This is a genomic window from Streptomyces sp. NPDC026515 (assembly GCF_055567595.1).
This window is the reverse complement of record NZ_JBVHQD010000018.1, coordinates 98,243-120,348: the sequence shown is the minus strand read 5'-3', so window position 1 is coordinate 120,348 and position 22,106 is coordinate 98,243. Positions and strand designations below refer to the sequence as shown.

22 protein-coding genes are annotated in these 22,106 nt (G+C 70.7%); 5 read left to right on the top strand and 17 right to left on the bottom strand.

Translation table 11 applies throughout. The features are described 5' to 3' along the window. Positions 1 to 42 precede the first annotated feature (42 nt). The 5 genes from ACZ4O3_RS32390 to ACZ4O3_RS32370 are packed head-to-tail and all read right to left on the bottom strand — an operon-like array spanning position 43 to position 3,473. Positions 43 to 606, bottom strand: coding sequence for a hypothetical protein (locus ACZ4O3_RS32390; protein WP_467725613.1), 564 nt, complete (start codon positions 604 to 606; stop codon positions 43 to 45). Further along, positions 603 to 1,271, bottom strand: a complete 669-nt coding sequence (locus ACZ4O3_RS32385; protein ID WP_362716265.1) for a hypothetical protein — start codon at positions 1,269 to 1,271, stop codon at positions 603 to 605. The genes ACZ4O3_RS32390 and ACZ4O3_RS32385 overlap by 4 nt, the downstream gene beginning before the upstream one ends. Next, positions 1,268 to 1,846 carry a hypothetical protein gene (locus tag ACZ4O3_RS32380; RefSeq protein WP_362716263.1) on the bottom strand — a complete coding sequence of 193 codons (579 nt, stop codon included), beginning with the start codon at positions 1,844 to 1,846 and terminating at the stop codon, positions 1,268 to 1,270. Before ACZ4O3_RS32380 ends, ACZ4O3_RS32385 begins: the two co-directional genes overlap by 4 nt. A 53-nt stretch (positions 1,847 to 1,899) precedes the next feature. Continuing rightward, positions 1,900 to 3,171: a putative T7SS-secreted protein gene (locus ACZ4O3_RS32375; protein WP_362716260.1), complete on the bottom strand. Its 1,272-nt coding sequence runs from the start codon at positions 3,169 to 3,171 to the stop codon at positions 1,900 to 1,902. Beyond that, a complete protein-coding gene (locus ACZ4O3_RS32370) occupies positions 3,168 to 3,473 on the bottom strand; it encodes a WXG100 family type VII secretion target (RefSeq protein WP_362716258.1) in 306 nt (101 codons plus the stop codon). The genes ACZ4O3_RS32375 and ACZ4O3_RS32370 overlap by 4 nt, the downstream gene beginning before the upstream one ends. 78 nt (positions 3,474 to 3,551) lie before the next feature. Between ACZ4O3_RS32370 and ACZ4O3_RS32365 the strand changes: the two genes are divergently transcribed. Continuing rightward, positions 3,552 to 4,244: a hypothetical protein gene (locus ACZ4O3_RS32365; protein WP_362716255.1), complete on the top strand. Its 693-nt coding sequence runs from the start codon at positions 3,552 to 3,554 to the stop codon at positions 4,242 to 4,244. Positions 4,245 to 4,311: 67 nt separating this feature from the next. Here the strand turns inward: ACZ4O3_RS32365 and ACZ4O3_RS32360 are convergent, their stop codons facing one another. Beyond that, positions 4,312 to 4,617 carry a WXG100 family type VII secretion target gene (locus ACZ4O3_RS32360; protein ID WP_351317920.1) on the bottom strand — a complete coding sequence of 102 codons (306 nt, stop codon included), beginning with the start codon at positions 4,615 to 4,617 and terminating at the stop codon, positions 4,312 to 4,314. 237 nt (positions 4,618 to 4,854) lie between these two features. On the opposite strand from ACZ4O3_RS32360, the gene ACZ4O3_RS32355 reads away from it, so the two are divergent. Continuing rightward, a complete protein-coding gene (locus ACZ4O3_RS32355; RefSeq protein ID WP_467725610.1) occupies positions 4,855 to 9,429 on the top strand; it encodes an FtsK/SpoIIIE domain-containing protein in 4,575 nt (1,524 codons plus the stop codon). A gap of 29 nt (positions 9,430 to 9,458) precedes the next feature. Here ACZ4O3_RS32355 and ACZ4O3_RS32350 read toward each other — a convergent pair whose 3' ends face one another. Both ACZ4O3_RS32350 and ACZ4O3_RS32345 read right to left on the bottom strand, forming a co-directional pair. Beyond that, a complete protein-coding gene (locus ACZ4O3_RS32350) occupies positions 9,459 to 11,165 on the bottom strand; it encodes a serine/threonine-protein kinase (protein WP_467725608.1) in 1,707 nt (568 codons plus the stop codon). A 42-nt stretch (positions 11,166 to 11,207) separates the two neighbouring features. Continuing rightward, the gene (locus ACZ4O3_RS32345; protein WP_362728980.1) at positions 11,208 to 12,056 is read right to left on the bottom strand and encodes a menaquinone biosynthetic enzyme MqnA/MqnD family protein; all 849 of its coding nucleotides are present in this window, start codon (positions 12,054 to 12,056) and stop codon (positions 11,208 to 11,210) included. Between the two features lie 294 nt (positions 12,057 to 12,350). Between ACZ4O3_RS32345 and ACZ4O3_RS32340 the strand changes: the two genes are divergently transcribed. Beyond that, the gene (locus ACZ4O3_RS32340) at positions 12,351 to 12,554 is read left to right on the top strand and encodes a cold-shock protein (protein ID WP_003992177.1); all 204 of its coding nucleotides are present in this window, start codon (positions 12,351 to 12,353) and stop codon (positions 12,552 to 12,554) included. Between the two features lie 166 nt (positions 12,555 to 12,720). Here ACZ4O3_RS32340 and ACZ4O3_RS32335 read toward each other — a convergent pair whose 3' ends face one another. Beyond that, on the bottom strand, positions 12,721 to 13,584 hold the full coding sequence (locus tag ACZ4O3_RS32335; RefSeq protein ID WP_362728978.1) for an NAD(P)H-binding protein: 864 nt from the start codon (positions 13,582 to 13,584) through the stop codon (positions 12,721 to 12,723). Between the two features lie 91 nt (positions 13,585 to 13,675). Here ACZ4O3_RS32335 and ACZ4O3_RS32330 point away from each other — a divergent pair, with 91 nt between their 5' ends. Next, entirely contained in the window at positions 13,676 to 14,383 is a 708-nt protein-coding gene (locus ACZ4O3_RS32330) for a TetR/AcrR family transcriptional regulator (RefSeq protein WP_467725606.1), read from the top strand. A 20-nt stretch (positions 14,384 to 14,403) separates the two neighbouring features. Here ACZ4O3_RS32330 and ACZ4O3_RS32325 read toward each other — a convergent pair whose 3' ends face one another. Further along, on the bottom strand, positions 14,404 to 16,314 hold the full coding sequence (locus ACZ4O3_RS32325; RefSeq protein ID WP_467725698.1) for an AMP-dependent synthetase/ligase: 1,911 nt from the start codon (positions 16,312 to 16,314) through the stop codon (positions 14,404 to 14,406). 361 nt (positions 16,315 to 16,675) lie between these two features. On the opposite strand from ACZ4O3_RS32325, the gene ACZ4O3_RS32320 reads away from it, so the two are divergent. Next, a complete protein-coding gene (locus ACZ4O3_RS32320) occupies positions 16,676 to 17,512 on the top strand; it encodes a MaoC/PaaZ C-terminal domain-containing protein (protein WP_467725604.1) in 837 nt (278 codons plus the stop codon). On the opposite strand, the gene ACZ4O3_RS32315 is transcribed toward ACZ4O3_RS32320, so the two are convergent. The 7 genes from ACZ4O3_RS32315 to ACZ4O3_RS32285 all read right to left on the bottom strand — a co-directional run bounded on the left by ACZ4O3_RS32315 (position 17,509) and on the right by ACZ4O3_RS32285 (position 22,002). After that, positions 17,509 to 18,156, bottom strand: a complete 648-nt coding sequence (locus ACZ4O3_RS32315) for a TetR/AcrR family transcriptional regulator (protein ID WP_467725602.1) — start codon at positions 18,154 to 18,156, stop codon at positions 17,509 to 17,511. The two genes, ACZ4O3_RS32320 and ACZ4O3_RS32315, sit on opposite strands and share 4 nt — an antisense overlap. Positions 18,157 to 18,192: 36 nt before the next feature. Next, positions 18,193 to 18,504, bottom strand: a complete 312-nt coding sequence (locus ACZ4O3_RS32310) for a DUF4229 domain-containing protein (RefSeq protein ID WP_467725600.1) — start codon at positions 18,502 to 18,504, stop codon at positions 18,193 to 18,195. Positions 18,505 to 18,579: 75 nt separating this feature from the next. After that, complete coding sequence (locus tag ACZ4O3_RS32305) at positions 18,580 to 19,104, bottom strand: GNAT family N-acetyltransferase (protein WP_362721190.1); 525 nt, start codon at positions 19,102 to 19,104, stop codon at positions 18,580 to 18,582. Between the two features lie 114 nt (positions 19,105 to 19,218). Beyond that, positions 19,219 to 20,382 carry an aminofutalosine synthase MqnE gene (mqnE, locus tag ACZ4O3_RS32300; RefSeq protein WP_467725598.1) on the bottom strand — a complete coding sequence of 388 codons (1,164 nt, stop codon included), beginning with the start codon at positions 20,380 to 20,382 and terminating at the stop codon, positions 19,219 to 19,221. Positions 20,383 to 20,464: 82 nt separating this feature from the next. Then, positions 20,465 to 20,920 carry an Lrp/AsnC family transcriptional regulator gene (locus ACZ4O3_RS32295; protein WP_362721184.1) on the bottom strand — a complete coding sequence of 152 codons (456 nt, stop codon included), beginning with the start codon at positions 20,918 to 20,920 and terminating at the stop codon, positions 20,465 to 20,467. 49 nt (positions 20,921 to 20,969) lie between these two features. Continuing rightward, entirely contained in the window at positions 20,970 to 21,614 is a 645-nt protein-coding gene (locus tag ACZ4O3_RS32290; RefSeq protein WP_467725596.1) for a UbiX family flavin prenyltransferase, read from the bottom strand. 55 nt (positions 21,615 to 21,669) lie between these two features. After that, on the bottom strand, positions 21,670 to 22,002 hold the full coding sequence (locus ACZ4O3_RS32285; RefSeq protein ID WP_467725595.1) for a PDDEXK family nuclease: 333 nt from the start codon (positions 22,000 to 22,002) through the stop codon (positions 21,670 to 21,672). Between the last annotated feature and the right edge of the window lie 104 nt (positions 22,003 to 22,106).

Sequence of the window (22,106 nt, the reverse complement as noted above, 5' to 3'; positions counted from 1 at the left end):
CGCTCAGGTCTCTCGAACCCGCCCGGCAGGGCCCGCGGCCCCTCACGTGATCCACCGCAACGACTCCGCGATGGAGTCGCAGAGTCTGCGCATGGGTCCTGCCACTCCGTTGAGCGGCACCGCGAACGCCAGGACCAGATAGCCGACACCGCCGGGCATCCGGACGTACAGGTCCAAAGTCGCCGGGCCGAGGACCCGGACGGTCTCCCCCGCGGGGAGGATGACGGTCGAGACCTCCGCGGCGGAGTCGCGCTGCTCCTGCTTCGCCCGCAGTGACTGCTGGAGATCCCGGGTGGTCAGTCCCCCGGGGCGAGGGATCAAGGAGACGATGAGCGAGGCGGGCAGGACACCGCCGCCCTCCAGCTCCGGCCTCAGGAAGAACTCCAGCGCACCGGTTCTGACCCCGGCCTCGGCGGTGTTGCGCAGGGTGGCCCAGACCTCCTGCTTGAGCTCGGCCGGAACGTTCCTGCCCTCGGCCTGGTGATCCACGAACGTCTTCAGCTGGGCACGCCAGCGATCCTGAGTGAGATCGATGCGGAACCAGTCCCGCGGGACCAGGATCCGGTAGTCCTTGGGAAGTGCCGCCGCGTCGGGGTCCGCGGTCATCCGGACATCACCATCGGCTTGCCCGAATCGTTGAACAGGCGGACGCTCTTCACGACACCCGCGAACATGGCCGAGAAGACGTCCCAGGCCCGCGGTGTGGGGGTGCCCATCTCCAGAACCAGCACCGTCCCGTTGCTCAGCGGTATCTGGACCTGGATGAAAGAGGTCACCACCGGCTCGTCGGCTCCGGATGCGGTGAGGCTGCCGGGCAGACTCCCCTTCCGGGTTCCGATGCAGGACACGGCGGGGCCGCACGGCAGCTCGATCTCGCTGACCTGACCCATGCCGAGGTGCCGCATCGTCGAGCCCAGGAACCCGACGGGGTGGGTACCGGCCCTCTCGTCCAGATCGGTCATGCTGACGGTGACCGTCGCCGTGCACCGCTCCCCGTCGACCTCCGTCAGCACGAAGCCGGAGTACTGGATGCCGGCCTCGACGAAGGAGTCGTAGTGCGCGGCGACCATGACCGCCCACTCCAGTTGCACTTCAAAGGTGGCTTCCGGCATCACGGCGCGCGCCAGCTCGACGAGCTGCTCGGCGGCCTCGTCCAGGGTCTCCGCGTCCATCGGGATCTCGAAAAAGCCCTTCGGCATGATCCAGCGGACGTCGATGCCCGGCCCGCCGATCGAGCCCTGAACGTCTTCTTCAACTGTTGCGGCGCTCACGACAGGCCTTCTCCATCGATGGTTTCCGATTCGTCCACTTCGGGACGGAATGTGGCCGCGAAGGGATACGGGCCGTAGTGGGGATAGCCGGCGGGAATGTCCGCCCCCTGCCTGCGCGCCAGTTGTGCGAGTTCGCGGTAACCCCGCGCCCTGGAACGGAGATTCTGGCGTACGGGATTACCCCAGTGGGCGAAGGCGGTACGTACGAACACGACGAGCAGTGTCAGTACGACGGCGGCGGCCACGGCCGTGTAGGCGAGCCGCGCGGTGTCCGACTCCCAGTACTGGACCACGCCGCCGCCGTACACCGCGGCACCGAAACCTGCCACCGCCAAAGGGGCACCCGTCTTGAAGCCCGCGTTGAACATCGCGGTCTCGTCCTCGTGCCGAAGCCGCAGCATACGGAGAACCGCACCGTCGTCCAGGAAGTCGAAACGCAGTTCCCTGCCCGACTTCTCGGCGAGAGCCCTGGCGGCAGGGACGGCGGCGATCACCTCACCCGGGACCAGCCGGACAGGATCCGTACCCCTGCGGCCGACGAATTCCCCTTCGCCGAGGCCGGTCGGGTCGCTCACTTGGGTCACCCCTCTTTTTCACGCTCAGTACATCGGCTTCGAAACCGCTACGGCTACGCGGCGAGAGCCGCATGGAACGGCTTCGGCGAAGGCTGCGGCGACGGGCTGGGAGTCGGGGTCGGTCTGGCCGTTTCCGGCTCCTGGTAACCAGTGGTCCCGCCGTTCTCGCCGCTGAACATCCGGTGGAGCGCGCTCGCCAGGCCGTTCCCCTTGATGACCGCGGTGATCTGTTTTCCGCCGATGGGGGCGAACTTCTCGGGCAGACCGGCGACGTTGAGCCTCTGTCCGAGCTTGAGGCCCTGGGCAAGGACCTTGTTCGTCATGCTCACACTGAGGCCGTTGAGGAAGTTGTGCCCGATTCCGTCCAGCCCTCGAAGAGAGGCCTCGCCCCAGGTGCCGGCCTTGCCGAATGCCTTGAGCTTGGCCAGCCCCCTCAGTTTGCCCACGGCCTTGAACCCCTTGAGGGCCCCGAGGCCCGGAAGGACTCCGAGGAAGTCCGTCCCCAGCTTCAGCCAGTTGACCTTCCCACCGCGCACTGTCATGTCGTACGCGTGACCGGCCAGTGCCGCCGCGCTGGTGAGCACCGCAAGGGTGGCGAAGATGGGTACCAGGAACTGCAACGGCGGAATGAACGCGCAGACGACCGCGAGGACGGACAGGATCGCCGAGATGTTGGAGAACGTGTCCGCCCAGTCGGCGAGCCAGTTCATGAATCCGCCGGGGTCGCGCACCGCGTCGTGGTGGACCACATCCTTGATCCGGCGGGCGGCCCGGTCCCCGGCGTCGTCGAAGATGTCTCTGGCGTCCTTGACTTCCTTGCGGGCCTGTCCGATGCGATGCAGCGCCTCGTCGCGCTTCTTCTCCCAGCGTTCGTACTCGGGCCTGTCGGCCTCGGGTATCTGGCTGACGAGGTACTTGTCCGTGAACTTCTTCACTTCGCGGTCGGCGAGATCGTGGTCGGACTCGGCCTCCCGGTAATCCGCCAAGGCCTTGTCGGCCTGCTTCTGGGCCCGGTGCAACTCCCCAGCGAATTCCTTTGACTCGCCCTCGGCCACCTTGGTGCCCACCGCCTTGGACGCCTCGTCGTACCGCTCGAACGCCTTCTTGAGCCGGTCTCCGGCACCGTCGGCTATCTCGTTGAAGGCTCGGCCGGCGTCGCTGTCCCAGCCCTCCACCGAGGACAACGCCTTGATGACCCGCGCCTGTTCGTCGATCATGTCGGCCATCTGCCGCAACTTCCGCCCGAGGGCGGCGACTTCGTCCGGGTCGCCCGGGGTGGGATCCTCGTCCCACAGCGGCGGCCAGTCGCTGGATCGCCTGCTCACTTCCTGCCCTTCCCCGTGTTATCGGCAATTGCCTTGGCCAACTCATGGTCTATCTCTTCGTACTTCTGGGCCGCGGCCCCGGTGTACTCGGCGAGCTTCTTCAGTTCCTTCGACAGCGTCTTACGCGTCTTCTTCCACGTAGTACTGAACTCGTCGAAGGCGTCTTTCAGTCCACCGTGACCCAGTTCGTCCTCGTAATCGTCCGCGGGGTTCCCATGCTGATCAAACTCATTGTGGAGCTTGCCCAGAGTCCGTGAGCACCCCTTGATCATGTCGAGGTCGTACCTGATTCTGTCGGCCATCGAAAAATTCCCCCATCATGGACATGAGACACTGCCGCGAGACTTCCCTCGGCAGACGACTTGGAAGGTGGGACGCTTTTGTCCACGAGCACCGACCGCACCGTACGGGACCGACTCGGCGTCACACCCGACGCGGCAGCCTGGTGCACGATCGGCGAGATTCCCGAGCCACCCGCCGAAGCGCACCGGGCAGCCGGAGCCGGGCCCCTGCGTCCCGCGTCCATGAGGCCGCTCGGCATGCTCGGCGTCACGCTGGGATCGCCCCTGCTGTTCATCGGCAGACTGCTGAGCCTGCTCGGCGCCGGCGAGGAGGCACTCAAGCGCATGCTGTCGACCACCGGGGACCAGGAGCGCCACCGCGCCGCAAAGCTCGACGAGAAGCGGCGTGACGAGGCCATCGTCGAACTCGGTCTCGACAAGACCTTCGACGGCGACTGGAACGCGGCCGCCGGCCGCTTCCTCCTGCAGTGGTACAGCCGTTCCTCCCACCACCAGCGCCTGGTCGCCCTCGCCGGAGACCGCATCCTGCTGGCCGCCCCGCCCAAACGCGTGTCCATCCGCCGGGACGCACTCATGCAGGTCGTCGCGGAGATACCGGCCGGGGACGCCACCCTCGCCGACCCCCTCCCCGCGTTCGAGACCGACCGCCTGCTCCTGCGCTTCAGGGACGGCTCGTGGCTGAGGCTGACGACCGAGGAGTGGGGCAGCGAACTGCACACCTACCTGATGCGTCATCCGCAGCCGGACGAGACCCGGACCGCCGAAGCCTGACAGCCGGGTGCGGCAGAGTACTTGACGTGCTCCGCCGCACCCGGTCGCTCAAGGTCGCCGGACCTTGCTAACCCTTGGCCTGCTTCGCCAGCTGGTCGTCCAGCTGCTCGTACGCTTCCTTGGCCTTCTTCAGGAAGTCCGAGAGCCCGTGCAGGCCCTGGATCGTCTTCGTCGCGCCCTTGGTGAAGTCCTTCATGGAGTCGTCATACGCTCCCGAGGCCTTCTGGGTGGTGAAGCCCTCCTCCACCAGTGCCGAGACACGCTTCTCGATGTTCTTGATCTTGTCTTCGAGCTCGTGCATGTCCTTGATCAGGTCGCCGGCGACCTTCTCCATCTCGGCATAAGTAAGGTCTGTGTCTTTGCCCTTGCCCATGTCGGCATCCCTCCCGTTGTGTTGTGGCCGCCCCAGGGCTCGCCCCCGTGGCTTGCTCGGACGGATCGGCCGGTCCTGACCCGGCCGTCCCATGAGCAAAGATCCTACGGGTGGGAGGCACGTGGCCGCAGGGGCCTCGTGCGAGGGAATCGTGAACCGACGCAATCCCGTTGCGCCCGTGAAAGGCCTTCCGGCTAAGGTCACACCGAATGTGCCGGGCCTGCGAGGAGGACGAACGTGCGCCTGAGTCTGACCGTCGTCGACCCGGTCGGCGGTGCCACCGCCGACGTCGTGCTCGACGCCGATCCCGAGTCGACGGTCGGTGACGTGGCCCGGGAACTGGCCCGGCAGGTCGGTCCCGGCTACCCGGACAGCGGCGAGGTCGCGCAGGTCATACCCATCGGGACGCCGAGGGGGACCTCGGTCGTCCAGGCCACCGGTCCTCTCGCCTACGTCGACGGCTACGCCCTCGACCCCGCCGCCACCGTCGTCGGCTCGCCGCTGCGCGACGGTGTCGTGGTCAGCCTGCACGACCCGTCCGGGTGCGTGCTCGGTGAGCCCACCGGGATCGTGGAGTTCCGGGTGGCGGGCGGTCCCGCGGCCGGCGCCGTGCACCGGCTCGGTGTCGGGCGGTACGACATCGGCACCGGCGCCGCCTCCCATCTCCGTGTCGAGGACCCGGAGTTGGCCGCCCGCGCCGCCACCCTCACCATCGCCATCGACGGTACCTGCAAGGTGCGTGCGCACGGCGACGGCGCCCGGCTGGACGGGGAGGAGTTCGACGGCGAGGGCGACTGGCCCCTCGGCTCCCAACTGGCCCTCGGCAACGGCCTGTTGGAGATCACCGGGTACGTCCCGCCCAACGCCGCCCTCAAGTGGTCCGACGACGGCGCCGGGCTCGACTACAACCGGCCCCCGCGGCTGCGCCCCGCCGAGCACCAGACGCACTTCTCGCTCCCGAACCCGCCCGGTGACTACGAGGCCCGCCCGCTGCCCTGGCTGATGGCGCTGCTGCCGCTCGTGGGTGCCGTCGTCTCGGTGATGATGTTCGGGCGCTGGTACTACCTGATCATGGCCGTGATGAGCCCGGTCATGCTGTTCGGCAACTACTTCATGGACAAGAAGCACGGGCGCAAGTCCCATGCCAAGCAGCTCAAGGAGTACAAGGAGCACAAGGGACGGATCGAGGACGACGCCCAGGACGCCCTGAAGACCGAGCGGAGCGACCGGCGGGCCGCCGTGCCCGACCCCGCCGCCGTGCTGACGTACGGCACCGGGCCCCGGACGCGGCTGTGGGAACGGCGGCGGACCGACGCCGACCATCTGCTGATCCGCTTCGGCACCGGGCGCGTGCCCTCCGAGGTCGAGCTCGACGACCCCGAGCAGGACGAGCACAAGCGCAAGGTCCGCTGGTACATCGAGGACGCCCCGGTCGCCCTGTCGCTGCGCGACCTCGGGGTCGTCGGCGTCGCCGGGCCGGGTGACGCGGCGCATGCGCTGGGGCGTTGGGCCGTCGCCCAGACCGCCGTCCTGCACAGCCCGATGGACGTGCAGTTCTACGTCCTCACCGACAACGACGCCGGCACCCGCTGGGACTGGGTGCGCTGGCTGCCGCATTCCCGGCCCGGCGGCGGCCAGGACGTGAACGTCCTGATCGGCACCGACTCGGAGACCGTCGCCGCCCGTGTCGGCGAGCTCACCCAGCTCCTCGACGGCCGGCAGAAGACCCTTCAGCAGGGCGGGCGCAGCAAGACCGACGGCCCCGCCTTCTCCGATCCGGACGTCGTGATCGTGTGGGACGGGTCGCGGCGGCTGCGGTCCATGCCGGGTGTGGTGCGGCTGCTGAAGGAAGGGCCCGGGGTGGCCCTGCGCTCCATCTGTCTCGACGAGGAGGAGCGTTTCCTGCCGGGCGAGTGCCAGGGCGTCGTCGTCGCCGAGCCGGTGGCGGCCGAGGCCGCGCCGGCGACGGCCGTGGCGCAGCAGGCGGCCGGCGGCTTCCCCTCGTTCCAGGCCTGGCATCCGCAGGCGCAGCAGGGCCACCAGGGCGCCGAACAGGCGCCGCAGGAACTGCGGTTGCGGTTGCGGGTCGAGCAGAGCGGGGCGCTGCGCAAGCGTGACGTACGGCCCGACTTCGTCTCCCCCGCCTGGTGCGCCCGGCTCGCCCGCTCGCTCTCCCCGCTGCGGGACATCAGCGGCGAGGCCGAGGACTCGGCGCTGCCCGCCGCCAGCCGGCTGCTCGACGTGCTCCAGCTGGAGCCGCCGACCCGGGACGCGATAGCCGCGCGCTGGCGGATGGGCGGGCAGTCGACGATGGCGGTCATCGGGGAGTCGTACGACGGCCCGTTCGGCATCGACCTCAGGCGCGACGGACCGCACGGACTGATCGCCGGTACCACCGGTTCCGGCAAGTCCGAGCTGCTCCAGACCATCGTGGCCGCGCTGGCGGTGGCGAACACGCCGGAGAACATGACCTTCGTGCTCGTCGACTACAAGGGTGGTTCGGCGTTCAAGGACTGCGTGAAGCTGCCGCACACGGTGGGCATGGTCACCGACCTCGACGCCCACCTCGTGGAGCGGGCGCTGGAGTCGCTGGGCGCCGAGCTGAAGCGCCGTGAGCACATCCTCGCCGCGGCCGACGCCAAGGACATCGAGGACTACCAGGACCTGGTGCGCCGCAACCCCGCGCACCCGCCCGTCCCCCGGCTCCTCATCGTCATCGACGAGTTCGCGTCCATGGTGCGGGACCTGCCCGACTTCGTCACGGGTCTGGTGAACATCGCCCAGCGAGGGCGGTCCCTCGGGATCCACCTGCTGCTGGCCACGCAGCGGCCCTCCGGTGTGGTGTCCCCGGAGATCCGCGCCAACACCAACCTCCGGATCGCGCTCCGGGTGACCGACGCGGGCGAGTCGACCGACGTCATCGACGCGCCCGACGCCGGGCACATCGCGAAGAGCACCCCGGGACGGGCGTACGTCCGGCTCGGGCACGCCTCGCTGATTCCGTTCCAGTCCGGCCGGGTCGGCGGACGGCGGCCCGGTGCGGCCGACCCGGCGACCCTCGCGCCCTGGGCCGGGGCGCTGTCCTGGCAGGACCTCGGACGGGCGGCGCTGCGCAAGCCCAAGTCCGAGGCCAGGGAGGACGACGAGATCACGGACCTGAAGGTGCTGGTGGACGCCGTGCGCGAGGCCAACACCGCGCTGGCCATCCCGGCACAGCACTCGCCGTGGCTGCCCGCGCTCGACGACATGCTGCTGCTGGAGGACGTGCCGGCCGTGCAGGCGCAGGGCGCGCTGCCCGCCGCCCCGTACGGTGTCGAGGACCTGCCCGGCGACCAGGCCCGCCGTGCGGTGGCCGTCGATTTCGCGAGCTTCGGGCACCTCATCGTCGCCGGTGCCCCGCGCACCGGACGCTCCCAGGTGCTGCGCACCATCGCGGGGTCGCTGGCCCGCACCAACTCCTGTGCGGACGTCCACCTGTACGGCATCGACTGCGGCAACGGCGCGCTCAACGCGCTGACCCGGCTGCCGCACTGCGGTGCGGTCGTCGGCCGTAACCAGACCGAGCGCGTCGAGCGGCTCATGGCCCGTCTCACCGGCGAACTGAGCCGCCGTCAGGAGCTGCTGGCGGAGAAGGGGTTCGCGGACATCGGCGAGCAGCGGGGAGCCGTGCCGGAGGCGGAGCGGCTGCCGCACGTCGTGCTGCTCCTGGACCGCTGGGAGGGCTGGCTGCCGACCCTCGGCGAGCTGAACCACGGTGATCTCACCGACCAGATCATGGTGATGATGCGCGAGGGCGCGAGCGTCGGCATCCATCTCGTCCTCACCGGTGACCGGCAGATCCTGGCGGGCCGCATCTCGTCGCTGACCGAGGACAAGTACGGTCTGCGGCTCGCCGACCGCGCCGACTTCTCCATGCTGGACATCAACTCCCGCAAGGTGCCGGAGGAGATCCCGCCCGGCCGCGCCTTCCGCAGCGAGACCGCCGCCGAGACCCAGTTCGCGCTGCTGTCCGAGGACACCACCGGGCAGGGGCAGGCCGCCGCGATCGCCGCGATCGGCGAGGCGGCGCAGGCCCGGGACGGCCAGGTACCGCGTTCCCGGCGCCCGTTCCGGGTGGACGTGCTGCCCGGCCGGATCTCCTTCGAGGACGCCTGGGCGATGCGGGACCCGGCCGCGGCGGCCTCTCCGCTGTGGGCCCTGGTGGGCGTCGGCGGCGACGAACTGACCGCTTTCGGGCCGGACCTGGCGCAGGGTGTCCCGGCCTTCGTGATCGGCGGTCCCGCCAAGTCGGGCCGGTCCACAGCCCTGTTGGGCTTCGCCCGGTCCTACCTGGCCAACGGCGTCCGGATCGTCGTCGCCGCGCCCCGGATGTCCCCGCTTCGTGAACTCGAGGGCCAGGAAGGTGTGCTGAAGGTCTTCACCGGGCGGGACATCGACGAGGACGAGCTGACCGAGGTCATCGCGTCGGCGTCGCCGGCCGAGCCGGTCGTCGTCCTCGTCGACGACGCCGAGGTGCTGGACGACTGCGACGCCGAGGACGTCTTCAAGCGGATCGTGGAGAGCGGGGCCGAGGAGGGGCTCGCCGTGGTCATCGCCGGTGACGAGGACGAGATCTGCGACGGATTCTCCGGCTGGCAGGTCGACGCGAAGAAGGCCCGGCGGGGCATCCTGCTCTCCCCGCAGGAGTCCGGCTCCGGCGAGCTGATCGGCATCCGGACGACCCGCAACATGGTCGGCGGACCCGTCACCCCCGGCAAGGGCATGCTGCACCTGGGCAGCGGGGAGCACGTCACGGTGACCACCCCGCAGTAGCCGTACCGCGGTCGGGCGGGGGGCTGGGCTCAGTCCCCCGCCTTCGTCATGACCGCCGTCGGGTTCCCCTCCGCCGAGCTGTCCGAGGTGTAGACCAGCTCGCCGTCCTTGGGGGTCAGGTAGACCGTGGTGGGGTCCGGGTCGCAGCCGTCGTGGTTGCCCTCGACGCCCTTCGATGTGGCGACCAGCTTCTCGGCGGTGACCGACTTCAGGGTGAGGACGTCGGTACAGACCCCGCCCAGCTGGTCGGTCTGGCGCAGGCGGCCCAGCTCCGCCCCGGTCTTGGCCTGTTGCACGGTGACGCGGAAGGTGCCGACGGGCAGGTTGCCGTCCAGGGCGGTGGCCGGGCCCTCCCAGGTGCCCAGGTAGGCGGCCGGGATCGGCCCGCCGCCCGACGGGGACTGCGGAGAGGACGACGGAGAGGACGACGAGGACGACGATGCAGACGACGACGCGGATCTCGAGGGCGGCGTGGCGGCCGCGCCGTTGTCGCTGTCCCGGCCGCCGCCGTCGCCAAGGTACGGCTTCAGCAGGAACCCCGCCCCGACGGTCACCACGGCCAGCGCCCCGGCCACCGCGAGCGCGACCGTACAGCTCACCCGGCGGCCGCGACCGCCCTCCCCGGCCGGTACGGCGGTCGCGGCGAGGCTCACCGAGACCTTCCCCGGGGGTACGGCGTCACGCGGCTCCGGCACCGCCGCGGGCGGCACCGCCGGGGGCGGCCCGAACACGCCCGCCGTCACCGGGACACCCGCGGGAACGTCGGCGGCGGGCGCGGCCGTGTCATCCACCGAAGGCGCGCTGAACTGCGCCGGCCCAAGGGCCGGTACCGCCGCCTCCGTGACCTCCAGGTTCAGCACCTCCACCGCGCTCCGGCTGACCCGCTCCACCAGCCCTCCCGGCAGCCATCCGCCGGCCATCAGCCGCGCCGCCCCGTCCGGGGCCAGCCTCCTGGCCACCTCGCCGGGGGCCGGGCGCGCGCCCGCCTCCTTCACCAGACAGGCCTCGGCGACCTCGCGCAGCTCACCGCTGAGCGAGCCGAGTTCGGGCTCCTCGTGGACGACCTTGTAGAGGAGGGCGGCCGACGAGTCGCCGGGGAAGGGCGGTGCGCCGTTGGCCGCGTACGCCAGCACCGCGCCGAAGGAGAAGACGTCCGCGGCGCCCGTGACGCCTTTGCCCAGGATCTGCTCGGGTGACATGTATCCCGGGGAGCCGATGGAGACGCCCGACGAGGTCAGCGAGGCGGTGCCGTCCGTGGCCCGCGCGATGCCGAAGTCGATCAGCAGCGGGCCGTCGAGGGTCAGCAGCACGTTGGACGGCTTCACGTCCCGGTGCACCAGGCCCAGTTCGTGCACGGCGGCGAGCGCCTCGGCGAGGCCCGCGCCCAGCGCCCGTACCGTGTGCGCGGGCAGCGGGCCGCCGTCCGTCACGGCGGCCGTGAGCGAGGGGCCCGCCGCGTAGGCCGTGGCGACCCAGGGCACCGGCGCGTCCGGGTCGGCGTCCAGGACGGGTGCCGTCCAGGCGCCGCCGACCCGCCGGGCCGCGGCCACCTCGCGGCGGAAGCGGGCCCGGAACTCCTCGTCCAGGGCGAAGTGCGGATGCACAATCTTCACCGCGACGCTCCGGCCGCCGGCCGAACGGCCCAGATAGACGCGGCCCATACCGCCGGAGCCGAGCCGGCCGAGCAGCCGGTACGGCCCGACAACCGTAGGTTCGTCACCCGCGAGCGGCTGCATGTCCCCACCCCCCAGTCAGTCCGGGCAGCAGCCTATTGCCTGTCAGGCCTGAAGCAGATCGACCTTCACATCCGCCGCGAATCCGGTCGTCGGTCCGACCCGGCGGGCGAACTCCGCGACGGCGGCCAGCTGCGGCGGGCCGAAGCTGAAGTCGAGGGTGGTGAAGTACTGGGCCAGGGTCGCCTCGTCGAAGGCCTCCCAGCGGGCGGCCTGTTCGGCGACCTTGGCGACCTCCTCCAGGGAGAGGTTGCGGGAGTCCAGGAAGGCGCCGTGGACCTCGCGGGTGAGGTGCGGCTCGCGCTCCAGGTAGTCCCGGCGTGCCGCCCAGACGGCGAAGACGAACGGCAGGCCCGTCCACTCCTTCCACAGCGCGCCGAGGTCGTGCACCTGGAGGCCGTACTGGGGGGCGTCCAGCAGGTTGGCGCGCAGCGCCGCGTCGCCGATCAGCACCGCCGCCTCCGCCTCCTGCATCATCAGGCTGAGATCGGGCGGGCAGGTGTAGTAGTCGGGCTGGACGCCGTAGCGGTCGGCGAGCAGGAGCTGGGCCAGCCGGACCGAGGTGCGCGAGGTCGAGCCGAGGGCTACCCGGCGGCCGTCCAGCTGGTCCAGCGGGACCTGCGAGACGATCACGCAGGACATCACCGGGCCGTCGCAGCCGACGGCGATGTCCGGGAAGGCGACCAGGTCGCCGGCGTTGCGCAGGAACTCGACGAGGGTGATGGGCCCGATGTCGAGGTCGCCGCGCACCAACTGCTCGCTGAGCTTCTCAGGGGTGTCCTTGGTCAGCTCGAAGTCGAGGAGGGTGCCGGTTCTCGCGAGCCCCCAGTAGAGGGGCAGGCAGTTCAGGAACTGGATGTGGCCGACGCGCGGCCGGGTGCGAGAATTGTCCACATCGCGACAGTAGACCCCATGAGGTACGGTGCTGAGACCGCCCCTGACGTCAACCCATTTGCGAGGCCGTTCAAACGTCCGGGTGACGTGATCTTGGCCTCTGTTGCTTTCGGCTGCCCACATGCTAGGCTCGCCGCAAGTTGCAGTTTGGTTTCCCTTGCAGTACAGAGCCTGCGGAGCATGTAACCGCGGGCTCTCGTCGTTTTCAGACGTATGCAGTTGTGCGGCACTTAGTTTGTTTTCACACTTGCAGGTTCTGGAGCAGGGCGACCCTTTTGAGCCCAAGGAGGGCTTATGGCTACCGGAACCGTTAAGTGGTTCAACGCCGAAAAGGGCTTTGGCTTCATTGCCCAGGAGGGCGGCGGCCCGGACGTCTTCGTTCACTACTCCGCGATCAACGCGAGCGGCTTCCGCTCGCTCGAGGAGAACCAGCAGGTGAGCTTCGACGTCACGCAGGGTCCGAAGGGCCCGCAGGCGGAGAACGTCACCCCCGTCTGATCTCACCGATCCAGACACCCCAGAGTCTGATCTCAGACTGAGTGCAGTACCCAAGGAGCCCCGCGCCTTCCGGCGACGGGGCTCCTGCCCTTTTCCCCGAGGAACGCCGGGGGAAGGTTTCCCCTGAGAGCTCCACGGCGAAGCGGGCGGCGCGGACGGCGGCACCTCACCCGCCGTGGAGCCGTTCCCTCAGCAGCTCCCGCATGGTCAGCGGTTCGCGGCCGAGCAGCTTCGCCAGGGCCGGGTCGGGGGTCGCGAACTCGTTCTCGCGGGCCGCGGTGAAGATGCTCAGGAGCTGGCCGGCGGTCTCGGCCGGGAGGCCGCCGGCCACCAGGTGGGCGCGGAAGCCGTCGTCGGACACGGTGGTCCTGGTGAGGGTGCGGCCGGTGAGTTCGGCCGCGACGGCGGTCAGGTCGGCGAAGGTCAGCGCCTCGGGTGCGGTGAGCGGGGGCGTCGGACCCTCGAAGCGGCCCTCGTCGGCGAGGATCACGGCGGCCGCCTCCGCCAGGTCCGCGTGGGCCGTCCAGCAGAACGGGCCGTCGGCGGGCAGCGCGACCTCCCCGGACTCCAGGCCCTGGGCGAGGAAGTGAAGCCCACTGGCCGCGTGGAAGCCGTTGCGGAGGGAGGTCCAGGCGACGCCCGAGGCGGCCAGGGCCTCCTCCGTGGCCGCGTGGTCGCGGCAGGCCTGGAAACGGGAGGTGGGGCTCGCGCCCATCTGGGCGGTGTAGACGATACGGCGGGCGCCTGCCGCGACGGCCGCGTCGACCGCGGTGCGGTGCTGCCGTACGGTCTCCTCACCCATCCGGTCGACGGAGACGATCAGGATCTGGGACGCGCCCTCGAAGGCGTGCGCCAGCCCGGCCGGCTCGGTGAAGCTGCCCTGGCGCACCCGCACTCCCCGGTCCGCGAGGGACCGGGCCTTGTGCGGGTCGCGGACGCTGACGCCCACCCGCTCGGCCGGTACGCGGTCCAGCAGCCGCTCCACGATCTGGCCGCCGAGCTGCCCGGTGGCTCCGGTCACGATGATCACGGTGCTCCCCCAAGAGGTGTTATCGATGGAAACGGTTTTAGCGTAGCACTGATATTAACGGTGGAATCAAGTACGCGATATCGTTGATCCCATGGCCTCCGGATCACCTGACAGGACCCCCTCGGACACCCGGCAGCGCGTCATCGACGCCGCGATCGGGCTGCTGGAGCGCGACGGGCGGGACGCCGTCACCACGCGGGCGGTCGCCGTCGCGGCGGGTCTGCAGCCCCCGGCCCTCTACCGGCTCTTCGGCGACAAGGAGGGACTGCTGGACGCGGTGGCCGAGTACGGCTTCGCCACGTTCCTCGCGAGCAAGCGTGTCGTCCCGGACCCCGAGGACCCGATCCAGGACCTGCGCGACGGCTGGGACCTGGCGGTCCAGTTCGGTCTGGAGAACCCGGCGCTCTACTCCCTGATGTACGGCGACGCCACGCGCGGCGACTCCGCCGCCTTCCAGACCGGGCTCGGGATCCTGCGGGGGCGGGTGCGGCGCCTCGCCGTCGGCGGCCGGCTCCGGGTCGGCGAGACCCTGGCGGCCAACGTCATCCACGCCACGGCCCGGGGCGCCGTCCTCACCTGGCTGTCGATGCCGGAGTCCGAGCGCGACCCGGCCCTGCTGACGACCCTCCGCGAGGCCATGGTCACGGCCGTCACCGACGAGAAACCGGCCGTCCGCACCGCGGGCCCGGCCGGCGCCGCCCGGGCCCTGCGCGCCGGCCTCACCGACCGGACCCCCCTCAGCCCCGCGGAACGGCACCTCCTGACGGAGTGGCTGGAGCGCCTGGCCGACGACGCGTAGGGCCTCTCGGCGGGGCCGGGTCACCTCTCCTTGGCGTAGAGGCCCTCGATCTCCGTCGCGAAGTCCTTCATGACCGCCTCGCGGCGGAGTTTCATGGAGGGCGTCAGGTGTCCGGCCGCCTCGGTGAAGTCGACGGGGAGCATCGTGAAGCGGCGGATGGACTCGGGGCGGGAGACCAGCTTGTTGGCCTCGTCCACGGCCCGTTGCAGGATCGCCTGCAACTCCAGGTCGTCCAGGAGCAGTTCCGGCGGGACGGGGTGCTTGCCGTTCATCTGGCGCCAGTGGGTCAGGCCGTCCCGGTCGAGGGTGATCAGCGCGCTGACGTAGGGCAGTCCGTCGCCGACCAGCATCACCTGGGAGATCAGCGGGTGGGAGCGGAGCCAGTTCTCCAGCGGGGCGGGGGCCACCGACTTGCCGCCGGCCGTGATCAGCATCTCCTTCTTGCGGCCGGTGATGGTGAGGTAGCCCTCGTCGTCGAGTTCGCCGATGTCGCCGGTGGCCAGCCAGCCGTCCCGGGTCGCCGGGACGACCCCGCCGGCCTGCGGGTCCCAGTAGCCGCGCAGCACGTGGTCGCCGGCGAGCAGGATCTCGCCGTCGGAGGCGATCCGGACCTTGGTGCCGGGCATCGGCCAGCCGACCGTGCCCAGCCGGGGTTTGAGCGGCGGGGTGACCGTGGAGGCGGCGGTGGTCTCGGTCAGGCCGTAGCCCTCGTAGATCTCGATGCCGGCGCCGGCGTAGAACGCGGCGAGGCGGCGGCCCAGCGGGGAGCCGCCGCAGATGATGTGGCGGACCCGGCCGCCCATGGCGGTGCGGATACGGCGGTAGACCAGCGGGTCGTAGAAGGCGCGGGCGGTCTTCAGGGCGCGGCCGGGGCCGGTGCCGGTGCCGGTCTGCTTGGCCTCCAGGGCCTCGCCGTAGCGCTGGGCGACCCCGGTGGCCCGGTCGAAGACCGCGACCCGGCCGCCCGCCTCCGCCTTCGCCCGGGCGGAGTTGAAGACCTTCTCCAGCATGTAGGGGATGGTGAGCAGACAGGTCGGCTTGAAGGCGGCCAGGTCCGGGAGCAGGTCCTCGGCCTTGAGGCTCGGGGCGTGGCCGAGCCGGACCCGGGCGCGGATGCAGGCGATCGCCACCATCCGCCCGAAGACGTGGGACATGGGCAGGAAGAGGAGGATGGAGACCTCCTCGTCCCTGCGCGCCTTGAAGATCGGGTAGAGGAGTTCGATCGCGTTGTCGACCTCGGCGAAGAAGTTGCCGTGCGAGAGGGCGCAGCCCTTGGGGCGGCCGGTGGTGCCCGAGGTGTAGATGAGGGTGGCGATGGTGTCGGGACCCAGCATGCCCCGGCGTACGCCCACTTCGGCGTCCTGGAGGTGGGCACCCGCCTCCGCGAGCCGGTCCACGTGCCCCTTCTCCATCACCCACAGGTGGCGCAGATCGGGCAGCCGGTCCAGTTCGGGGCCGAGCGCGGCGGCCTGTGCGGAGCTCTCGGTGACCAGGGCGACCGCGCCCGAGTCGTGCAGGATCCAGCGGGTCTGGAAGACCGACGAGGTCGGGTAGACCGGGACGGTCACCAGGCCCGCCGCCCAGGCGCCGAAGTCGAGCAGCGTCCACTCGTACGTCGTCCGGGCCATGATGGCGATCCGGTCGCCCGGCATCAGCCCTTCCGCGATCAGGCCTTTGGCCACCGCCAGCACCTGCGCGGCGAACTCGGCGGCGGTCACCTGCTCCCAACGGCCCCCGCCCGTCGCCGGCTTGCGGCTGAGCACGATCGTGCCGGGGCCGGCCTCCGCGTTGTCGAATGGCAGGTCGGCGAGTGAGCCGTGCCGCACGGGCGGCGCGAACGGCGGTACGGAGGCCTCCCGCACCACTCCGTCCAGCCGCTGCACGAGGGGCTCGATCAGGATCGGCTGCCCGTCGTAGTCCGTGGCCTGGATCGCGACGCCCGGGGAGACCCGCGCGGCGTGCTGGAAAGACGAAGTGGACACGGGGCGGCTCCTCGGGCGTGCAGCGGTGAACTGCTTGCTGCATCACGTACGTGCCTCGTGCGGCGAGGCGTTCACCGGCGCCGGGCCCGGGCAGGGGGTTACCGGCGGTTAGGTCTGGAGATCGTACGGGGCCGCTGTGGCGGGGGTGTGGGGTTTCGGGGATGGTCCGGGGCCGGGCCTGTGCAATCCCGGAGGTTACGTGAGGGTCTCTCACGTTTGGCCCCACTTCCGGACCTTGCCCCCTGTGACATAGACTTACCTCCGGTAACCTTACTCCAGGGTCAGCAATAGGACGATGCGGGGGCCGCACATGACGGAGATCGTCCTCGGCGGCCCGCCCGCTCTCGGACCCCTGCTCGCGCGGGGCGCGCTGCGTTCGCCCTTCAAGAGGCCGGCCGCCGGCGCCTCCTTCCCCCGCGCCCGGTTCGTGCTCCCGGCCGTCCGCGCCGACCTCGGCAGGCTCGCCGCCTACGAGCGCGTCTGCGGATTCGCCACCGGTGACGACGGGCTGCCCGTCACCTATCCGCACGTCCTCGGATTCCCGCTGGCCATGCGGCTGATGAGCGAGCGCGAGTTCCCGCTGCCCCTGCTGGGGCTCGTGCACACCTCCGTCGAGATCACCCGGTACGCGGTGATGCCGGCCGACGCGGCGTACGAGCTCTCCGTCCATGTCGCCGGGCTGACGCCGCACCGGCGGGGGACCGAGGCGGCCGTCGTCACCGAGGTACGGAACGGGGAGAGCCTCGTGTGGCGGTCGCGCAGCGGCTATCTGGCGCGGCACCGGAGCGCGCGGTCGACGGAGGCCGCCCGAAAGGAGCGGGTGCCGCTGCCCACGGCCGCCGAGTGGCGGATCGCCGCCGATGTCGGGCGCCGGTACGGGGCCGCCTCGGGGGACCGCAATCCCATCCACCTCCACCCGCTCACCGCCCGGCTCTTCGGGTTCCCCCGGGCCGTCGCGCACGGCATGTGGACCGCGGCCCGGTGCCTGGCCGCCCACGGGGTGCCCGAACGCGCGCGGGTGGCAGCGGAGTTCCGGGCGCCGGTGCTGCTGCCCGGCACGGTGGCGTACGCGGCGGACGACGCCGGACGGTTCGAGCTGCGGGGCCCGGAGCGGGTGCACGTCGAGGGACGGGTGCTGCCGCTCTAGTTCGCGGCCGGCGGCACCCACGGGCGGCCGCCCATCAGGTCGCCGAGGCCGGCCCAGGCGAAGTTCATCAGGGTCGTCGCCGCCTCTCGCGCGGTGACACCGGGAGTGAGGTTCGCCCAGGCGGCGAGGGACTCGGCGGCGCCGACCAGGGCCTCGGCCAGCCCCGCCACCTCACGCTCGGGCAGGTCGGGATCGCGGCGCGCCTCGCGGGCGGCGACCACGATGAGCTGGGTCACGAACGCCACGATCTCGGTGCGCATGGCGGCGACCTCGGAGGCGAACCGCTCGCCGTGCGTTCGCGCCTGCAGATGCAGCACGGACCAGCCGTCGGGGTGTTCGGCGGTGTGCGCGAAGAACGCCTGGAGCCCGTCCCAGAGCTGGCGGTCGGCAGGCAGGCCCGGGCGGACGCCGCTGCGGACCGCCTCGGTGAGCGCCTGTGCCTCACGGCGGATGCACGCCGTGAACAGGTCGTCCTTGGAGTTGAGGTACAGATACACCAACGGCTTGGAGACACCGGCGAGTTCGGCGATCTCGTCCATCGACGCGGCCATGTAGCCGCGCTGCCCGAAGATCCGCACGGCGGCGTCCAGCATCTGCTGCTCCCGGACCGCCCGCGGCATGCGCTTGGTCTTCACGGCACCCATGGGCAAAGCCTACGGGGGCCGGACGCGCGGGAGCGCTCAGGAAGAGGTCTGGGCCTGTCCCCGCTGCTGGGCCGCCTCGTCGACGGCCTCGTCCTCCTGGCTGCGGCTGGCCTCGATGTTGGCCTTCATCCGGTCGACCCGCTGCGAGACCCGGACCGACGCGCGGTCCCGTTCCTTGCGCAGCACGATGAAACTGATCGGCGCCGACAGGACCAGGGAGAGCAGCAGGACCCACAGGAGGTTGGAGTCGCCGAAGCCGCGCGGGAACGCGCCAGCGTAGACCAGGCCCCAGACGACCAGGAGGCAGCCCGCGAAGATCCCGAGGCGCATCAGCGTGTAGCGGAGCATCTCAATCCAGTCTTCCGATGACGAAAAGGGGCACCGTCCAGTGAAGCACGGACCGGAACCGATCCTGCAGTGGGGTCAGCCGAGCGGCAGCAGCATGGTGATGTCGTCGCGGTCCTCGCCCGGGGCCACGCGGATCGCTCCGGGGACGCGGCCGACCTCCCGGTAGCCGCAGGAGCCGTAGAACTTCTCCAGGCCCTGGCCACCGCGGCAGGTGAGGCGTATCGCGGCCATGCCCTCGAAGCCGCGGGCCGCGTCGGCGGCGGCCGCGAGGAGGTCCCGGCCGTAGCCCTGACCCTGGTGCTTGGGATGCACCATCACCGTGTACAGCCACACCCAGTGCTTCATGAGGCGGTGGGTGTTGAAGGAGAAGAAGGCGGTGGCGGCGACGGTACCGGCCTCGTCGTGGCCGACGAGCAGCCGGTGGCGGCCCTCGGCCATGGCGACGAGGTGCCTGACCAGCTCCGGCCGGATGTCCTCGGGAGTCACCGGCGCGACGAAGCCGACGGCTCCGCCGGCGTTGGACACGTCCGTCCACAGGTCGAGGACGCCGTCCCGGAGGTCGGGGGTGACCGCCGGGTCCAGAGTGAAGGTAAGGGGCATGACCGGATGCTATCCATTACGCAGAGTGGGGTGACACGACCATTCACCATGCGGACCGGGGTACGCCGTCGGCCACGGCGCACCCGCGGCCGACACCGGACCCGGCCCTCCCGCTCACACCCGCATCGGCTGCGGGGACTCCCGCCGCGCCGGGTCCGGGCCTTCGTACTCGCGGATGATCTCGTACCGCGTGTTCCGCTCCACCGGCCGGAAGCCGGCGTCGCGGATGAGGTCCAGCAGGTCCTCGCGGGTCAGCTTGTTCGGCGTGCCGTAGTTGTCCGCGTCGTGGGTGATCTTGTACTCGACGACCGAACCGTCCATGTCGTCGGCCCCGTGCTGGAGCGCCAGCTGCGCCGTCTGGACACCGTGCATGACCCAGAAGACCTTGACGTGCGGCACGTTGTCGAAGAGCAGCCGGGAGACCGCGAAGGTCTTCAGCGCCTCGGCTCCGGTCGCCATCTGCGTGCGCGCCTGGAGCCGGTTGCGCACCTTGCCGTCCTTCATGTCCACGAAGTCGTGCTGGTACCGGAGCGGGATGAAAACCTGGAAGCCGTTCGTCTCGTCCTGGAGCTCGCGCAGGCGCAGCACGTGGTCGACCCGGTGGCGCGGTTCCTCGATGTGGCCGTACAGCATGGTGGCGGGGGTCTTGAGCCCCTTCTCGTGCGCCAGCCGGTGGATGCGCGACCAGTCCTCCCAGTGCGTCCGGTGGTCCACGATGTGCTGGCGGACCTCCCAGTCGAAGATCTCCGCGCCGCCGCCGGTCAGGGACTCCAGACCCGCGTCGATCAGCTCGTCGAGGATCTCGGAGGCCGACAGTCCGCTGATCGTCTCGAAGTGGTGGATCTCGGTGGCCGTGAAGGCCTTCAGCGAGACGTTCGGCAGGGCCGCCTTCAGTTCCCGCAGGGACCGCGGGTAGTACCGCCACGGCAGGTTCGGGTGCAGCCCGTTGACGATGTGCAGCTCGGTGAGGTTCTCGCCCTCCATCGCCTTGGCAAGCTTCACCGCCTCCTCGATGCGCATCGTGTACGCGTCCTTCTCGCCCGGCTTGCGCTGGAACGAGCAGTACGCGCAGGACGCGGTGCACACGTTGGTCATGTTGAGGTGGCGGTTGACGTTGAAGTGGACGACGTCACCATTCCTCCGCGTCCGCACCTCGTGGGCGAGGCCGCCCAGCCAGGCCAGGTCGTCGGACTCGTACAGCGCGACGCCGTCCTCACGGGTCAGCCGCTCACCGGCCCTGACCTTCTCCTCCAGCTCGCGCTTGAGCCCGACGTCCATGCCCACACCTCTCCTCGACAACTTCGCCAACGGTACGCCCCCGCCCTCCGGGCGGGAGGTGCCCCCGTACGGCCCTTCGGGCCTACGCCTCCTCGGGCAGCTCCCCGACCCGGTTCTCCCACTTCGTGGACAACACGATGGTGGTGCGGGTCCGGGAGACGCCCTTGGTCCCGGACAGCCGCCGGATGGTCTTCTCCAGGCCGTCGACGTTGGTCGAACGCACCTTGAGCATGAAGGAGTCGTCGCCGGCGATGAACCAGCAGTCCTCGATCTCCGGCAGGTCCCGCAGCCGCTGTGCCACGTCCTCGTGGTCGGCCGCGTCGGAGAGCGAGATGCCGATCAGGGCGATGACGCCGAGGCCGAGCGAGGCCGCGTTCACGGTGGCGCGGTAGCCGGTGATGACACCGGCCGCCTCCAGCCGGTTGATGCGGTCGGTGACGCTGGGTCCCGACAGTCCGACGAGGCGCCCCAGCTCCGCGTACGAGGCCCGGCCGTTCTCCCTCAGGGCCTGGATGAGCTGCCTGTCCACGGCATCCATGCGATCGAAGCCTTCCGCTGAAAGTTCCCGAAGTAGATGAGAGGTACTGCTACTTGCCCGCGCCGCCGAGGTCGCCCTCCCAGCGGCGGTACAGCCGGTGCCCCACACCGGCCGCGTCCAGCACCCGTCCGGCGACGAAGTCCACCAGGTCCTGGATGTGCGTCGCGCCCGCGTAGAACGCCGGGGAGGTGGGAACGACGACCGCCCCCAGGTCGTCCAGGGTGACGAGGTGACGCAGCGTCTGGCCGTTCAGCGGGGTCTCGCGGACCGCGACGACGAGCGGCCGGCGCTCCTTGAGGTTGACGCTGGCCGCCCGCTGGAGCAGGTCCTTGGAGAGCCCGAGCGCGACCCCCGCGACGGCGGCGGTGGACGCCGGCACGATCAGCATGCCCTTGGTCCGGTACGACCCCGAGGATGGCCCGGCGGCCAGGTCCCCGGCGCTCCAGTACCGCACCCGGGCCAGGTCCGGCTGGAAGGTCCCCGGCTTCCCGTCGGCCCCCCGGGCCAGCCACTCCCCCAGGTCGTCCCGCCAGTGCGCGTCCCGGAAGGAGATTCGGGTCTCGTCCAGCAGGGTGAGCCGCGAGGCCCGGCTGACCACCAGGTCGACGCTCTCGCCCGCATCCAGCAGCGCACGCAGCACCGCGGCCGCATAGGGCGTTCCGGACGCCCCGGACACCCCCACGATCCAAGGCACGCGCTGCGTTTCTCCTGCGTTCACACCTTGAGCGTACCGGCGCGCCGACCGAGGTTCAGGCCGGGTGGGGTGCCTCGGGGTCGACGCGGAGGCGGGAGGTGGCCACCGTGAGGCTGCCGGGCTTCGTCTCCAGGGTCAGCTCGCCCCCGTAGGAGAGCGTGTCCCGGCCGAGGTGTCCGTCCGGGCCGGGGTTCCACGGCGTGACGCGGTGCCCCGTGCGAGGACCGAAGATCAGGTGGTTCGGGATACCGCGAGCCGCGTACTGCTTGTTCTTGACCTCGTGGTCATTGCGGACGCTGCTCGGCGAGACCACCTCGATCGCCGACTCCACCAGGTCGGGCGGGTAGGAAGTGAGGTTGCGGCTCTTCTGGGTTCGAGGCGTGTCCACACCCTCACGACAATCTCGCTGTGGAACGGCCGGAGCGGACTCATCACGATGTCGCCCTCGACGATCTCCGCCCGGTACCCGCGGAACACGTCCTGGTACCGGGC